Source organism: Amycolatopsis pittospori (assembly GCF_013870525.1).
GTDB lineage: Bacteria > Actinomycetota > Actinomycetes > Mycobacteriales > Pseudonocardiaceae > Amycolatopsis > Amycolatopsis pittospori.
Map to the genome: position 1 here is coordinate 40164 of NZ_JACBXD010000042.1, position 15304 is coordinate 55467.

A 15304-nucleotide genomic window follows, 5' to 3' on the forward strand; every position below is an offset into this window, starting at 1 on the left:
GAAGCCGGAGAAGCTACCCGGTGGTATCGTTCGTTTGAACGAACGAGAAACGCCGGGGGGACACATGACCACCTCTAAACCGGACCTTGCCGATGGGCCCTCGGCGGTAAAGAGTCCCTCGCGCCTCGCGTTCACCGGACTGGCCGAACAGTCCTCGATGCTCGCCAGCGGGGTGACGACGTCTGTCGAGCTCACACGCCTGGCGCTCGAACGAGCCGAGGCGAGCCAGCCGACTCTCAACGCCTTCAAGTGCCTTCGCCCGGAGGAAGCCCTTCGCGAGGCGGAGGACGCCGACAGGCGGCTGGCCGACGGCGAAACCGCTCCCCTGCTCGGCGTCCCCACCGCCATCAAGGACGACCTCGACGTCACCGGACTGCCGACGGCGTTCGGCTGCGAAGGAGACTTCTCCCCCGCGACGGTGGATTCCCCGCCCGTCGCCGCGCTCCGGAACGCCGGCGCGGTGCTCATCGGCAAGACCAACACCCCGGAACTCGGCCAGTGGCCTTTCACCGAAGGCCCGGCGTTCGGCGCGACCCGCAATCCGTGGGACCCCGAGCGCACGCCGGGCGGTTCCTCAGGCGGCGCGGCGGCGGCCATCGCGTCGGGGGTGATCGCCGCCGCGCTGGGTTCCGACGGGGCCGGGTCGATCCGGATCCCGGCCGCGTGGACCGATCTGGTCGGGATCAAACCGCAGCGCGGCCGGATCCCGACCGAACGCGAACTGTTCCACGGCCTGACCGTGGTCGGCCCGCTCGCGCGCACCGTGGCCGACGCGGCCCTGCTGCTCGACGTCGCCGCCGGGACGGGCACCGCGTTCCAGGCCGCGGCCCGCCGCGAACCCGGCCGGATGCGCATCGGACTGTCCACACGAATCCCTTTCACCGCAACGAAAACCCGGCTCGACCCGGACGCGCACGCGGCCGTCGTCCGGCTCGCGGAACGGTTCGCCGAACTCGGCCACGAGATCGTGGAGGTCGAACCGGACTACCGGCTGATCGGGCTCACCTTCCTGCCGCGTTCGCTCGTCGGCGTGCGTGACTGGTCCCGTCGCGTCCCGGATCAGGCCCGGCTCGACCCGCGCACCCGGGCCAACGCGCGGCAGGGCTCGGCGCTCTCCGGCCCCGCGCTCCGGCTCGCCCGCGCGGCGGAACCGTTGCTGCAGCGGCAGATCGGCTCGGTGTTCGGCCGCGTCGACGTCCTGCTCACCCCGACGACCGCGACCCCGCCGCCGCGGATCGGCACCTTCGACAAGCTCACCGGCTGGCAGACCGACCAGGCCATGATCGCCGCCTGCCCCTACGCTTGGCCGTGGAACGTGCTGGGCTGGCCGGGGGTCAACGTGCCCGCGGGGCTCAGCCCGGCGGGACTGCCGCTCGGCGGCCAGCTCCTCGGCCCCTCGCATGCCGAGGAGCGGCTGATCTCGCTGGCCGCGCAACTGGAAGAGGTCGAACGGTGGCAGGACCGCAAACCCGAGACCGCTTGGTGAGTACCCGCGAGACCATCCTCCACGCCACGCTCAAGGTGGTCGGGGAACAGGGGGTCGGCGGACTGACCAACCGCCGGATCGCGACCGCGGCCGGCGTTTCGCTCGGCACGCTGACCTACCACTTCCCCAGCCAGACGGCGTTGCTGCGCGAGGCGATGCTCCTGTTCGTCGAGGAGGAGACGGCGAAGCTGACGGGGTTCGTCGACACCTACCGCGAACAGGGATTGAGCGTCGAAGAGGCGGCGTCGGTCGTCGAGCAGGTCATCGCGCAACTCCCGTTCGGCACCGACGAACTCGGCGCGCACGAGCTGTACCTGCAGGCGGCGCGCGATCCCGGACTGCAGGACGCGGCCGCACGCTGTTTCGCCGCCTACGACGAACTCGCGCTGGTGATCCTGCGGACGCTCGGGGTGCCGTCGCCGGAGCGGCTGACCGGTCCGGTCGTGGCCTTGATCGCCGGGCTGCAGTTGCGCAGGCTCGCCACCGGCGACGACGGGGTCCCGGTGGCCCTGCCGTTGATGATGCTCATCCGCGGCGCGTCATGACCGGTCCGCCGATCGTCAAGGGGACGGCGGCGTGGAAGTACTTCGGCGACTTCCGGGCCGGGCTGCTGGCCGGTCAGGTGCTGGTGTTGCAGGTCGCGCATCCGGTCGTCGCGGCCGGGGTGCGCGACCATTCGGACTACGTCGAGGATCCGTGGACACGGCTGATGCGCACGGCCGCGTCGCTGTCCATCTACATCTACGGCGGACCGGCCGGCGCCCAGTACGAGGCCGACAGGCTGCGCGCTCTGCACCGCGAGTTCACCGGTGTCGACACCGACGGCCGCCGGTACAGCGCGCTGAACCCGCACGCGTACGCCTGGGTGCACGCCACGCTCGTCATGGTTCCCGTTGACACGCAACGGTTCTACGGAACTCCGATGACGCGGCCCGAATTGGACGAGTACTACGCGCAGATGTGCGACGTCGGACGGCTCCTCGGCCTGCGCGAGCAGGATCTGCCGCCGACCTGGCCGGAATTCGAGCGATACTACGGGGAAATGCTCGACGGCTTCGGCCCGAACGAGACGATCTCGACGTTGTTCGAGACGATCCGGACGGTGAAGAAACCGTGGCGGTGGCTGCCGGACGAACGCTGGGAGCGGCCGCGGCGGTGGCAGTACCGGGGCCAGATGTTCGTCATCCGGGGCACGCTTCCGCCCGCACTGCGTGCTCGACTCGGTCTACAGTGGACAGAGCGAGACCAACGACGGTTCGACCGTTTCCGTGCGGTGGTGCGGTTCTTCGGCGGGCTGGTGCCCACGACGTTGCGTTCCTCGCTCGTGCGCCGGATCGGCAAACTCAACGTCTGGTTCCGCGCCCATCCCCGCGCGTACCGCTTCCTCGGCGGGACCACCGGCCCCGGAAGCTCCCGCAACTCTTGAGGAAGGTGGCGCGTTCGCCCCCTGACGCCCAGCCCCTGCGGAGGTTGCGAAAGCCACTTTCGCAACCTTGAACGTTGCGAAAGTGGCTTTCGCAACCTTGCCTCACCGGCGGACCCTCACTAGGTACGCAGGGCGGCGCGGCGGGCTCCGACCAGCAGCAGGACGGCGGCGATCAGCAGGAACAGCAAAGGCGAAAGTCCGGAAAGGACGGTACCCACCACTGTCCACGCCGCCACGCTCCAGGCGATGAACGGCGGCGGCGTGAGACCACGGCGGTCCAGCCACAGGACGATCACTCCGATCAGGAGCAGCGGCAGGCCGAAGCTGTACAGCGTGTACCAGAACGCGGCGGCGGGGTGGCTCATCGCGACGGGGTCGTTGTTCGGCGCCTCCCACAATGCCCAGGCGAACCAGCTTCCGACGTGCCGCGGGGCCGTCTCCACGAGGGCACCCACCGTATGGCCCAGTCCGCACAGCACGATGATCCATCCGGCCGACTTGATCATGCGCGACCCCGTTCCTCCAGTTATACGGTTGCGTACAACAAAGAGGCTAGACCGGTTGTACGGTACCGTACAACCAGGGAAAGGTGAGGTGGAGGACACATGGGAGCGCTGCGCACCCCGCGCGAGAAATGGGTCGAAGAGGGACTGCGGGCGTTGGCCGCGGGCGGGGTGGACGCCGTGCGCGTCGAGGCGATGGCCAAATCCCTCGGCGTGACCAAGGGCGGGTTCTACGGCTACTTCGCCGACCGGAACGAGCTACTGGCGGCGATGCTGGACACCTGGGAACGAGAGTGTGTCGACGACGTCTTCGAACGGATCGAGCAGGAAGGCGGCGACATCCTGGACAAGGTTCGGCTGGCCGGACAGCTCACCTTTTCCGGCGACCGCCTGCTCCCCATCGACCTGGCCGTCCGCGACTGGGCCCGTCGCGATCCGGAGGTCGCCGAGCGCCTGCGCCGGGTGGACAACCGGCGTATGCAGCTCCTGCGGGACGCGATCAGCACGTTCTGCCCCGATCCGGACGAGGTGGAGGCCCGCAGCCTGCTCGCCTTCTGCATGGCCATCGGCAGTCACTTCCTCGCCGCCGACCATCCCGCCCACACCCGTGACCAGGTCAAGGCCCTCGCCGGCCGGTTCATCCTCAGCCCCACCCCCGAGGGGGCACCCCCATCGAAGTAAGGGCCGTGGTCCCCTTTACGGGGGACCTCGGTTCACCCCGCGCCGTGACGCTTTCCCCGGCTCTCGTCGTTAACTTCAGGCGGGATGGGGAATTCACCGAGGGGGCGGCGCGCGGCGCCGTTGGTCATCGCCCGCGTGCTCGTGCTCTGCGCGCTGGCCACCTTGCTGTTGGGCGGCACGGCCCGAGCCGACGGCGTGTCGAGCGGGGCGGACGTCCAGGTCGCGCAGACGCTCGGCACCCGTGATCTCACGGTCGTGCTGCGGCGGATGGACATCGCGCCGGGTCCGCTGCACGTCGACGTCGTCACGCATGCGGGAAGCGCGCCGGGAACGCTGAAACTGCGCGCGTCCACCGCCGGGACGACGTTCTCCGAAACCACGATCCAGCTGGGCGCGAAACCCGGCTCGTATCCCGGACTGCTGCAGGTCGACCAGCCGGGGCCGTGGGAACTCGGCCTCGACGACGGCACCGACACCGCGTCGATCCCGTTCCTGGTCCCGGCCAGGGTCATCCCGCCTTGGGAAAAGGCCACTTTCGGTGGTTTCGTCGCCGCGGGCGTGTTCCTGGTGATCGGTTTGATCGTCGCGATGCGCGTCCGGCGGCCGCAGCTCGCGCTGATCCCGGCGGGTGGCATGGTCGCCTCGCTCGCGGTCGCGATCACCGGCGCGATGCTTTCCGCGTCGACACCGGCTCCGCCCGCACCGGGCACCGCCCTGGATCCGACGATCGACAACGTCCAGGATCCGTACGCGAACGCACAGATGTCCACAATGGACTTCTCGCGGCCGCCGGTGAACCTTGCCGTGCACTCCGCCAACACACGCGCGGGCACCCTCGCCGACGTCCGGCTCGCGCTGGCCGACGGCGCGACCGGCCGACCTGTCGACGATCTTCTGGTGCACGACAACGCGTTGATCCATCTCGTGGTCATCTCGCCGACCGGCAGGCTGTGGCATCTGCATCCGGTGCGCGTCGGCCCCGGCGACTACCGCGTGAAGCTCACGCCGCCCGAGGCCGGGACCTACGCCGTCGCCGCCGAATTGGCGCGCCGAGGCGGCGGAGTGCAGCTGGTGCGCACGACGATGTCGGTCGCGGCCGGGACGGATTCCCCCGCCGAGCGGGCGCCCACGGGAGCGGGATCGCGCGTCGTCAACGGAAATCCGGTCGATGTCGATGTCAGACCGGGTACTCCGACCACGATCACCGCACGATTCGGCAAAGCGGATCTCCAACCCTGGCTGGGCATGCTCGGCCACCTCATCGTCGTCGGCCCGATAACCGACGACAGCCGGGTCGGCGCGGATGCCGCTGCCGCGCCGACCTGGGCCCATGTGCACTCGATGATCCCGCAATCGCCTGGCATGCCAGGGAAACCAGACGAGACCGTCGCCGCGTACGGACCCGACGTCCCGTTCACGTACACCTTCGCCGCACCGGGCAAGTACCGGATCTGGCTGCAGGCCGAACGCGACTACACGGTGATGACCGTGCCCATGCAGATCGAAGTCCCACCGGAAGGGGCGCCACAGTGACCTCCACAGCGACATCCACAGTGGACACTCAGAGACGCAGACCGGTCTTGCTGATCTCGGTGGTCGCCGTTCTCGTGGCGGCGATCGTGGCCTGGCTCGTCTGGCCGAGCGATGGCGGAGAACAGGTCCAGCGCTCGACGCAGGGCGCGTACACGGTGGAGTTGTCGGTCGTCGATCCGCACCAGGGCGGCAATGTCTTCGCGCTGGCGATCACCGGCGCGGCCCCGGACGTGGTCACCGTAGAGCCTGTGATGCCGCAGATGGGGCACGCGCTCGCCCCCTCGCCCGCGATCGCGGAAGGACCGGGGCGCTACCGCACCGGCGACGTCCTCCTGCCGATGGCGGGCCAATGGGAGATCACCGTTTCACTGCGCGGGCCGTCCGGCGCCACGCAGCACGTTTTTCCTTTGCTGGTCAAGTAAGAGAGGGAGGTCGGGGGTATGGATCTCACCGCGGGAGGGGCGAGGGTCGCCTCGGTGGCACGAAGTGAGCGCACCGGTCTGATACCGGCGGGCACGGTGCTGGCCGGATCGGTGATCTCACTGGTCGGGCTCACCTGGGACATCCAGTGGCACGGCGACGTCGGCCCGGACACGTTCTTCACGATGCCGCATCTGTTCCTGTATTCGGGCAGCGCGATCTCGGGGCTCGCGAGCCTCGTGGTCGTACTGATGACCACGGCCGCCCGCCGTGCGGGCCGCCCGGTCGACGCGCGGGTCGGCGGCCGTGCGATCAACGTGTTCGGCAAGGTCTTCGCCGCGCCCGCGGGCTACCTGGTGACCGGGACCGGCGCGGCGATGTTCCTGTTGTACGGCCTGTGGGACCAGTGGTGGCACGGCCTGTACGGCTTCGACGCGGTGATCGACTCGCCGCCGCATATCGGCCTCCTGCTGTCGATCACGCTGAGCATCATCGGCACCGTCATGGTGTTCGCGGCCGCACGGGAACACCGCTGGGGCACTCTGGGCGTCTTCGGCACCCTCGGCGTCCTGATCGCGTTCAGCACGGTGACCGTGCTGGGGCTGGAACAGATCGACACCGACGTCGTCAACGTCATCGCCGTCGGCGTCGCCTTCCTTTCAGTACTGCTGGTCTCGGCGGGCGCCGGGTTCTGGCGCAAACCGGGCGGAGCGCTCTGGGTCGCCGGTTCGCTGGCGGTCATCCAGGCGATCACCTGGTGGTTCTCGCCGTGGGCCGCGGAGGCGTACGCGAGCGCCGTCGGCCTGCCGATGCGGGACTACATCGACGGCGTGCCCGCGATGCCCGCGCTGATGCCGATGGCGCTGCTGCCCATCGCCGCCGTACTCGAAGCGCTCTACCTGCTCTCGCGGCGAGGCTGGTCCACCGGCCGGATTTCGGTGCTGGCGGGCTTGATCGGCGGATTCCTGGTGGGCGCGAGCATGCCGGTCCAGAACACCATCGTCTACGGCGGCGATTCGGTGGACTGGGCGGTCGTGTTCGCGACGGGCGCGGCCGGCGCGGTGTTCGGGCTGCTCGGCGGGTTCGCCGGATGGCGTTTCGGCGGGATGCTGCGACTGCTGGCCCCGGCGAAGGGGGACAACGCACATGCGTAAGACACTGCTGGCGCTGGCGGCGGCGATCGGGTTGCTGTTCGCGACCACGCCCGTGGCGAACGCCTACGAACCGGTGAACATCGTCCACACCGAACGGGTGCAGGTCGGCCCGTACGGGATGACGGTCGGGTTCAGCACGTGGCCGTTGCGTGCCATGCAATCGCTGGACTTCACGTTCATCCCGGACGACGGGATCGCGGGGAAATCGGGGACGCTCGCGTTCGTCAACCCGGAGACCGGACGACTCGGCCGGGCCCAGCCGCTGGCGAAACACCCGCGGAAGCTGGAGGTGTGGGGACTGGACATCCGGGCGCTGCAGACGCAGGGCTCGTGGACGTTCCGGTTCGAGATCGACGGGCCCGCCGGACCGGGCGCGGGGGAACTCCGTGACCTGGCGGTGCTCGAACAGCCGGGGCCACCGATGGCGGTGAGCTGGTCGATCAGCCTGATCCCGCTGATCGTCCTGGCCGTCCTGATCACCATCGCCTGGCGGCGCACGAAGTCCAGGCTGCGAGGAGACGGGCTCCCGGCGACTGTGTGACGGTGTGACTCGAAGTGACGAAGATCGGATGGCTCGCGTGTCCCGCCGGGGCACGCGAGCCTTTCGTCATGGGCTCAAATCGAACTGTCCGGCCTTGACCGCCTCGAGGAAGGCGTTCCACTCACCGGAATCGAAGACGAAGACGGGACTCGCGGCCAGCTTGGTGTCACGGACCCCCACCAGGCCTTCCCGGCCCAGGTTGACCTCGACACAGTTCCCCCCGTTGGGCTCACTCGCGAAGGATTTCTCCCAAGCTGCGTCGTCGAACAGCGACACGGCCGTGGTCGGATCGTAATCCGCCGCCGATGGATAATCGGCCATTGGTCGTACCTCCGAACGTCGGTCGGGGGTGCGGTCGCCACCTGCGCGAACCGTCACGGCCCCGGCTTCTCCCTGCCTCAACGGGACTATCCCGCACGGCCAAGTGGGTGATCAACTCCGCCCACCCTCGACATGAAGATTATTCCAGGAGTAGGATTAATCGCAGCGGCCGGGGCTCGGTTGTTGGTGAATCGCTCGCAGTATGCAAAGACCTTGGCGACAAGTGTCACCGGGTGGCGTTCAGCAGGGAGTTTCGCCGTTCCAGCGGGTCATCGACGGCAGATGACCCGGCCGGAGCACCACCCCGCGGCGCATGACCACCCATCGCCGACCTCGTGGGGGAGGATCAGCGTGATCATTCAGGACACCATGCCTGCGACGGTACTCGCCGTCGGCAGGCTCATGGCCGGGACGGCGGGCGAAAGCCGCCGGTCCGCGCATCTGTTCGACCTGCACTCCGGGGGTTCGCACCCCGAATTCCTGCACGCCCGCTGCGGCGCGGCGATGCCCTACGACCACCTGGAATGGATCGCCGTCGGTTCGGGGATGCCCTGTGAGCGTTGTCTCGGCCTGGCCGGTTCGGCCGACCAGACGCGGTTGCCGCGGCCGAGCCGGGGGGTGTGACCGGAATGGCCGTCCGCCTCACCACGCTGTTGTTCCGCCGTGAGGACGAACGCCTGACGTCCGTGAAGCGCCGCAACATCGGTCTCGAACTGCGTCAGCGGTTCGGGTTCAGCCTCATCCAGGCGCCGCTGCGCAAGCAGCCGCCGTGGAACTCCGAAGTCGACTTCCCCGAACAGCGCGGCACGCACCGGGACCTGCTCAGGTCCGGCCGGCCGCTCGAAGGTCACTTCGAGATCTCGCCCTTGATCGGGCATCTGACCGGCCGGGCCTGACTCCGCGAAGTCTCAGTGCCTCAGGGCTTGCGGCCCAGGCCGCCGAGCCCGCCGGTGAAGGTCGGGTCGTCCGCGAACCGGTCGCTCGCGCGGGACGCCGCTTCGTCCAGATGCCACGCGGCCATCCAGTCGATCCCCGGCTCCACCATCTCCAGGCCGTCGAAGAAGGCGCCGAACTCGGCGCGGCTGCGCAGGTGGAACGGCGCGCTCGTCTTCTTGTACAGCTCCTGGACGTTCTCCCGGTTGTCGCCCTCCTTGCGGGTGACGCCGTCCTCGGTCAGATGCGAGGACAGGAAGTACGACCCCGACGGCAGCAGATCGATGTAGCGCTGCACCATTTCGTGCACGCCCTCGTCCGGGCCGAGGAAGTACAGCAGCCCGACCATGACCAGCCCGATCGGCTGCCGCGGGTCGAGGACGCCGGTCTCGAGGGCGCGCTTCCAGATGTCGGCCGGGTCCCGTACGTCGCCCTGCAGGACCGCGTGCCGCCCGAGCAGACCTTCGCGTTCCAGCAGCAGCTGGGAATGCGCGACGGCGACCGGTTCGATGTCGATGTAGACGACGCGGCTGTCCGGGTTGATCGCGCTCGCGATCTGGTGGACGTTGCCGACGGTGGGCACCCCGGAGCCGATGTCGAGGAACTGGGTGATCCCCTGGCGTGCCAGGTAGCCGACGCCGCGGCCGAGGAAGTCGCGTCCGACCCGGGCGAACGTCTTGACCTCCGGGAACTGCTTGAGCACCTGCGCGCCGAACTCCCGGTCGATGGCCCAGTTGGCCGTGCCGCCGAGGAACCAGTCGTACACCCTGGCCACGTTGGGTCGTTCGAGATCGACACCTTCGGGGGCTTCGGGATCCTGCTGCGTCGTCATGCGGTCACACCTCGTCATAAAGCGGGTTTGCGGGCGACCCCGCCGATGGCGCAGTTAAGCGTAGGCGAGGGGGAATCGTCCAGCCTCCAGGCACCGACCGGGACCAGACCTGGCTCCACGAGGGCGAAATCGCCGAAGAAACCGCGGATCTCCTCCTCGGGGCGGAAGGACGCCGGCGTGCTCGACTGCTCGTACTGCTTCACGACGCGCTGGACCTGCTCCAGCTCGTCACCTTCCACGCCGGACATCGTGACGTGGGAAAGAACGTAGAACGAACCGGGGGGCAGCAGCCGCCGGTAACGCGCGACGACGGTGGCGAGTTCGGGTCCCGGCACGAAATGCAGGACCGCGACGGTGAGCAGGGCCACCGGTTTCGCCGGGTCGAGCACACCTGTGTCGAATGCGCGCTCCCAGACGTCGTCGGCGTCCCGTAGATCGCCGCCGATCACCGCGTGCCGGGCGGGATCACCGCTTTTCTCCAGCAGGATCCGGGAATGCGCGACGGCGACCGGTTCGTTGTCGACGTAAACGCACCGGCTGTCCGCGTCGGCCTCGCCGGCGATTTCATGAACGTTCCCGACGGTGGGCACGCCGGAACCGAGGTCGAGGAATTGATTCACGCCGTTCTCGGCGCAGTAGCGCACCGCACGGCCCAGGAAGGCGCGGTTCGCCCTCGCCAGGGAGCGGATGAGCGGGAAGGCCTTGACGAGCTGCTCGCCGAATTCCCTGTCCACCGCCCAGTTCGCGGTTCCCCCGAGGGCCCAGTCGTAGATCCTGGCGGCGTTGGGCCGCTCCAGATCGACGCCTTCGGGGAGGAACTCCGGGTCCACGTCCAGCCCCTGTCCACTCGAACGCCGGTGATGCAGGTAAGCCTACCCAAGGGAGGTCGCGCGCTCTCAGGATTGCATCTGATTGCGGTACAACTCGGCGAGTTCCTTGAGGAACTGCCTGGTCTCCTGGCGTTCCAAAGCCGCGCCGCGCAAGCGGTCCCAAGAATCGACGAAAATGTTGAAGTCCTTGACGTCGTCGAGGTACAAGCCGCCCGCGGAATGCTCGATGTAGACGAAATCCCTGGTGCGATCCGGGAATCGCATGATGGTGAAATCGTTGGGCACCGCGGCGAGCCGCGCACCGAACGGCAAGACGTGCACATACACGCGCGGATGCTTGTCCAAGGCCAACAGATGTTCGACCTGGTCCAGCATGACCGCCGGGGCGGAACCGCCGGGGGCGCGGCGCAAGGCGCCTTCGCTGATGATGAACCGGTAGTACGGCGGCTGCTGCTGTTCGAAGACGGCCTTGCGGTCCAGCCGGTTGCGGACCAGTGAGGTGACGTCGGTTGCGCCCGCTTCGGTGAACTGCTTGAGCATGTAGTGCTCGGACTGCAGTGGGCCGGGGATGCGCTCACCGTGCCAGGTGAGGATCTCCGCGGCCGCGGGTTCGAGGTCGGTGAAAGTACGGAACCAGTGCGGCACCACGGATCGGTAGCCGGACCAGTGGCCGCGCTGGCCCGCCGCCGCGCGGGCGAGGTTCATCAGCGTGTCGGCCTCGTCGCCGTTGATCCCGAACGCGTTCAGCATGGATCGCACATCCCCGAGCTTGACCCCGACGGCACCGGACTCGATCTTGTTGACCTTGCCCTGGGTGCAGCCGAGAACCTCGGCGACCTGCTGCTGTGTCATCCGCGCGGCGTTGCGGGCATGCCGGAGCTCGTTCCCGAGCTGCTTCCGGCGCGAGGTGACGGTGCTCGCCATCAGCCTTGCTCTCCCGGACCATAACCAGGACGACGGCTTCCCGCCGTCCTGCGCGCGAACACTCGAACCCACCCAGGGTACTTCACCTTGCGGGGTTCGATGATGACATTGCGCAGCGTTCCAGGAAACGGCCGAAAACACCAGTCACCTGGTGCGTCACTCTGGTGGCGGAACGATCTCGTCACATTTCGGGCGCCTTCCTCGGGCATAGTGACCGAGTGGACCAATCCCCCTTCGCCCAGCAGGTCACCGACGACGTCTTCGGATACGTCCAACCCGACGGCTCGTGGTGGATCAACAACTGCGGATTCGTCGCCGCGGGCGACCACACCGTGGTGATCGACACCTGTTCCACCGAGCGGCGCACGCGGGCACTGCTGGAAACGGCGGCTTCCACCGGGGACGCGCCGGTGACGACCGTGATCAACACGCATCACCACGGCGATCACACCAACGGCAACTACCTCGCGACCGGCGCGACGATCGTCGGGCACCGGAAGACGCGTGACGTGATGATCGCGACCGGTATCAACACCTTCGAAAACTCGTTCACCGGAAGCGACTGGGGTCATCTGGAACTGCGGCCGCCCGAAGTGCTGTTCGACGACCGGCTGACCGTGCACGCGGGCGATGTCCGGCTGGAGCTGATCCACCCCGGACACGCCGCGCACACCACCAACGACGTACTGGTGTGGCTGCCCGAGCGGCGGGTGCTGTTCGTCGGCGACCTGATCTTCAACGGCGGCAGCCCGTTCGCGCTGATGGGTTCGCCCGCCGGCTGGCGGAAGGCGCTCGACGTGGTCCGCGAGCTGGAACCGGAGACGATCGTGCCGGGCCACGGCCCGGTCTGCGGCCCCGAGGCGATCGACGTCGTCGACGGGTACCTGGGGTTTCTGCAGAAGCTCGCTTCACACGGGAAGGCCGCCGGCCTGACACCCCTCCAAGCCGCCCGCGAGGCCGATCTGGGGCCCTACGACGCACTGTCCGAACAGGAACGGCTACCCGCGAACCTGCATCGGGCCTACGCCGAACTCGACGGCCTCGAATGGGGCGCGCCGATCGACCTTCAGGCCGCGATGGCGGACATGGTCACCTACAACGGCGCACCGATCCGCTGCTTCTCCTGACGCGGGTCTTCCTGGGGCGCCCCGGGATGTTGCGAAAGCCACTTTCACAACGTTGAAGGTTGCGAAAGTGGCTTTCGCAACTCCCCGCGCCCCTCGAAACACTCGCACGCCCGAACCCCAGCCCCCCCACCCGTCCCTGGGGGACGGCCCCGAACCCAGCGTACCGGCGTCCCGGTCGGCGCGGGGCCGTCGAGCCGAGTTGTCCACAGGCGGGCCCGGTTGTGGACAACTCGGGTTTGATCCCTTCTCGCCCCGGCGCCGTATCCCTCAACGGGGATAGGCTCGGTACGGGAATCGAAGCGGAAGGGTGCGGATGAGCAAGAAGGCGAGCATCGGGGTCACCGGACTGGCGGTCATGGGCCGCAACCTGGCCAGGAACCTGGCGAGGCACGGGCATACGGTGGCCCTGCACAACCGCTCCGAGCAGCGGACGAAGGAACTGGTCGAGCAGTTCGGTGACGAAGGCGACTTCATCCCGGCGTATTCTGCGCAGGACTTCGTCGACGCGCTGGAGCGGCCGCGCCAGGTCGTGATCATGGTCAAGGCCGGGGCGCCGACGGACGCCGTGATCGACGAGTTCGTCCCGCTCCTGGAGAAGGGCGATGTGATCGTCGACGCGGGCAATGCGCACTTCGCGGACACCCGGCGTCGCGAGGCCGCGTTGCGCGAGAAGGGCATCCACTTCGTCGGCACCGGTGTCTCCGGTGGCGAGGAGGGCGCGCTGCACGGACCGAGCATCATGCCCGGCGGGTCCAAGGAGTCGTACGAGTCGCTCGGGCCGCTGTTCGAGGACATCTCGGCGAAGGTCGACGGCGAGCCGTGCTGCACGCATGTCGGCGCGGACGGCGCCGGGCATTTCGTGAAGATGGTGCACAACGGCATCGAGTACGCCGACATGCAGCTGATCGCCGAGTCGTTCGATCTGCTGCGCGGCGCGGGCGGTTACTCCCCCGCCGAGATCGCCGAGGTCTTCCGGACCTGGAACTCCGGCAGGCTGGACTCGTACCTGATCGAGATCACCTCGCAGGTGCTGGCGCATACGGACGCCGCCTCCGGCAAGCCGTTCGTCGACATCGTGGCGGATCAGGCGGAGCAGAAGGGCACCGGTCGCTGGACCGTCCAAATCGGACTGGACCTCGGCGTGCCGATCAGCGGGATCGCCGAAGCGGTCTTCGCGCGGTCGCTGTCGGGTTCGTCGAACCTGCGTGAGGCCTCTCGCGGCCTTGGCGGTCCTTCGCGGGCTCCGCTGACCGGGTCCGCTTTGGACACCTTCGCGGACGACGTCGAGCAGGCGCTGTACGCGTCGAAGGTGGTGGCGTACGCCCAGGGCTTCAACCAGATCCAGGCCGGCGGCGCCGAGTACGGCTGGGACATCGACCTCGGCAAGGTCGCGTCCATCTGGCGCGGTGGCTGCATCATCCGCGCGAAGTTCCTCAACGACATCACCGCCGCGTACGCCGAGGAGCCCGGCCTCCCGACGCTCCTGACATCCGGCGGGTTCCGCAAGGCCGTCGAGGACGCCCAGGACTCGTGGCGTTCGGTGATCTCCACGGCGGTGCGGCTCGGGATCCCGACTCCGGGCTTCTCGACAGCGCTGGCCTACTACGACGGTCTGCGCGCCGAGCGGCTCCCCGCCGCGTTGGTGCAAGGGCAGCGGGACTACTTCGGCGCCCACACGTACCGCCGCGTCGACCGCGAAGGTTCGTTCCACACCGCTTGGGCGGCCGACGGCCGTCCCGAAGCCTCCGCCTGACGATTCGTGAAGGCCCCCGGGCCCAAGGGGGCCTTCACGAACTCGCGAACAGCAGGACGAGAGCGACGAAGACCAGCACGGTGACCGCGACGCGGGTCATGGCCGGCGTGCGGCGACGATCTCCTCCAACGACCGCAGGATCACCGCCTCGCTCTTCTCCTTGGTCAGCCCGAGGTCGTTCAGGACGGTGAGCTCCTCGAGTTCGAACAGGGCCAGCAGGATGTGCTCGGTCCCGATGTAGTTGTGCCCGAGCCGCAACGACTCCCGCATGGTCAGTTCGAGTGTCTTCTTGGCCTGCGCGCCGAACGTCATCGCCGCCGCCTCCACCGGTTCCGCGGTGGGTTCCGGCAGCCGGGCCGTGGCGGCCTCGCGGACGGCATCGAGGGTCACGTTCTGCGCCACGATCGCCCCGGCGGCGAGCGCGCCGGGTTCGGCCAGCAGGCCCAGCACCAGGTGCACGGCCTCGATCTGCGGGCTCTTCGCCGTGACGGCCTCGTCCCTCGTCGCGACGACGACGTGGCGGGCGCGGTCGGTGTAGCGGCTGAACACCTTCACCAGTTCTTCGAGTGAGGCGCCTTCGCCGGATTCCTTGGGTACGAAGCGTTTCTGGGCGGCCTGTTTGGACACGCCCATGCTCTTGCCGATTTCGGTCCAGGACGCGCCGGAGCGCCGCGCCTGGTCGACGAAGTGGCCGATCAGATGGTCGGCCACTTCGCCGAGGTGTTCGCCCAGGAAGACGGCGTCGGTCAGCTGGCCGAGGACGTCTCCTTCCGGATGCTGCTGCTTGATGTGGGTGATGAGGTCGTCGAGACGGACTGGTTTGCTCATGCCGTCAACTCT

18 protein-coding genes are annotated in these 15304 nt (G+C 68.4%); 12 read left to right on the forward strand and 6 right to left on the reverse strand.

Going from position 1 to position 15304, the window contains the following annotated elements; all coding sequences use genetic code 11:
- Window positions 1-64: 64 nt before the first annotated feature.
- Genes H5J31_RS23085 through H5J31_RS23095 form a run of 3 tightly spaced genes read left to right on the forward strand, consistent with a single transcriptional unit; the run spans window position 65 to window position 2912 of the window.
- Window positions 65-1486 carry an amidase gene (locus H5J31_RS23085; protein ID WP_181774721.1) on the forward strand — a complete coding sequence of 474 codons (1422 nt, stop codon included), beginning with the start codon at window positions 65-67 and terminating at the stop codon, window positions 1484-1486.
- On the forward strand, window positions 1483-2031 hold the full coding sequence (locus H5J31_RS23090) for a TetR/AcrR family transcriptional regulator (RefSeq protein WP_181774722.1): 549 nt from the start codon (window positions 1483-1485) through the stop codon (window positions 2029-2031). Before H5J31_RS23085 ends, H5J31_RS23090 begins: the two co-directional genes overlap by 4 nt.
- On the forward strand, window positions 2028-2912 hold the full coding sequence (locus H5J31_RS23095; protein WP_181774723.1) for an oxygenase MpaB family protein: 885 nt from the start codon (window positions 2028-2030) through the stop codon (window positions 2910-2912). The genes H5J31_RS23090 and H5J31_RS23095 overlap by 4 nt, the downstream gene beginning before the upstream one ends.
- Window positions 2913-3031: 119 nt before the next feature.
- Here H5J31_RS23095 and H5J31_RS23100 read toward each other — a convergent pair whose 3' ends face one another.
- On the reverse strand, window positions 3032-3418 hold the full coding sequence (locus H5J31_RS23100) for a DUF6463 family protein (RefSeq protein WP_181774724.1): 387 nt from the start codon (window positions 3416-3418) through the stop codon (window positions 3032-3034).
- Window positions 3419-3517: 99 nt separating this feature from the next.
- Here H5J31_RS23100 and H5J31_RS23105 point away from each other — a divergent pair, with 99 nt between their 5' ends.
- From H5J31_RS23105 to H5J31_RS23125, 5 genes are all read left to right on the forward strand, one after another.
- Window positions 3518-4096 carry a TetR/AcrR family transcriptional regulator gene (locus tag H5J31_RS23105; protein ID WP_181774725.1) on the forward strand — a complete coding sequence of 193 codons (579 nt, stop codon included), beginning with the start codon at window positions 3518-3520 and terminating at the stop codon, window positions 4094-4096.
- A gap of 84 nt (window positions 4097-4180) precedes the next feature.
- Window positions 4181-5629: a hypothetical protein gene (locus tag H5J31_RS23110; RefSeq protein ID WP_181774726.1), complete on the forward strand. Its 1449-nt coding sequence runs from the start codon at window positions 4181-4183 to the stop codon at window positions 5627-5629.
- 20 nt (window positions 5630-5649) lie between these two features.
- Complete coding sequence (locus H5J31_RS23115; RefSeq protein WP_181774727.1) at window positions 5650-6051, forward strand: FixH family protein; 402 nt, start codon at window positions 5650-5652, stop codon at window positions 6049-6051.
- An 18-nt stretch (window positions 6052-6069) separates the two neighbouring features.
- Window positions 6070-7203, forward strand: coding sequence for a hypothetical protein (locus tag H5J31_RS23120; RefSeq protein WP_181774728.1), 1134 nt, complete (start codon window positions 6070-6072; stop codon window positions 7201-7203).
- The gene (locus H5J31_RS23125) at window positions 7196-7744 is read left to right on the forward strand and encodes a hypothetical protein (protein WP_181774729.1); all 549 of its coding nucleotides are present in this window, start codon (window positions 7196-7198) and stop codon (window positions 7742-7744) included. Before H5J31_RS23120 ends, H5J31_RS23125 begins: the two co-directional genes overlap by 8 nt.
- Window positions 7745-7810: 66 nt before the next feature.
- Here H5J31_RS23125 and H5J31_RS23130 read toward each other — a convergent pair whose 3' ends face one another.
- Window positions 7811-8065, reverse strand: a complete 255-nt coding sequence (locus H5J31_RS23130) for a DUF397 domain-containing protein (RefSeq protein WP_181774730.1) — start codon at window positions 8063-8065, stop codon at window positions 7811-7813.
- Window positions 8066-8416: 351 nt separating this feature from the next.
- On the opposite strand from H5J31_RS23130, the gene H5J31_RS23135 reads away from it, so the two are divergent.
- Entirely contained in the window at window positions 8417-8689 is a 273-nt protein-coding gene (locus H5J31_RS23135; protein ID WP_181774731.1) for a hypothetical protein, read from the forward strand.
- Between the two features lie 5 nt (window positions 8690-8694).
- Window positions 8695-8961, forward strand: a complete 267-nt coding sequence (locus tag H5J31_RS23140; protein WP_181774732.1) for a hypothetical protein — start codon at window positions 8695-8697, stop codon at window positions 8959-8961.
- Window positions 8962-8981: 20 nt separating this feature from the next.
- On the opposite strand, the gene H5J31_RS23145 is transcribed toward H5J31_RS23140, so the two are convergent.
- From H5J31_RS23145 to H5J31_RS23155, 3 genes are all read right to left on the reverse strand, one after another.
- Entirely contained in the window at window positions 8982-9830 is an 849-nt protein-coding gene (locus H5J31_RS23145) for an SAM-dependent methyltransferase (protein ID WP_181774733.1), read from the reverse strand.
- Window positions 9831-9844: 14 nt separating this feature from the next.
- On the reverse strand, window positions 9845-10660 hold the full coding sequence (locus H5J31_RS23150) for an SAM-dependent methyltransferase (protein WP_328701581.1): 816 nt from the start codon (window positions 10658-10660) through the stop codon (window positions 9845-9847).
- A 66-nt stretch (window positions 10661-10726) separates the two neighbouring features.
- Window positions 10727-11584, reverse strand: a complete 858-nt coding sequence (locus H5J31_RS23155) for a helix-turn-helix domain-containing protein (RefSeq protein ID WP_005163455.1) — start codon at window positions 11582-11584, stop codon at window positions 10727-10729.
- Window positions 11585-11802: 218 nt separating this feature from the next.
- Between H5J31_RS23155 and H5J31_RS23160 the strand changes: the two genes are divergently transcribed.
- Both H5J31_RS23160 and gndA read left to right on the forward strand, forming a co-directional pair.
- On the forward strand, window positions 11803-12711 hold the full coding sequence (locus tag H5J31_RS23160) for an MBL fold metallo-hydrolase (RefSeq protein ID WP_181774734.1): 909 nt from the start codon (window positions 11803-11805) through the stop codon (window positions 12709-12711).
- A gap of 313 nt (window positions 12712-13024) precedes the next feature.
- On the forward strand, window positions 13025-14464 hold the full coding sequence (gene gndA, locus H5J31_RS23165) for an NADP-dependent phosphogluconate dehydrogenase (RefSeq protein WP_181774735.1): 1440 nt from the start codon (window positions 13025-13027) through the stop codon (window positions 14462-14464).
- A gap of 96 nt (window positions 14465-14560) precedes the next feature.
- On the opposite strand, the gene H5J31_RS23170 is transcribed toward gndA, so the two are convergent.
- Window positions 14561-15292 (reverse strand): Clp protease N-terminal domain-containing protein, encoded by a 732-nt coding sequence (locus tag H5J31_RS23170; protein ID WP_181774736.1) that lies wholly within the window; start codon window positions 15290-15292, stop codon window positions 14561-14563.
- Between the last annotated feature and the right edge of the window lie 12 nt (window positions 15293-15304).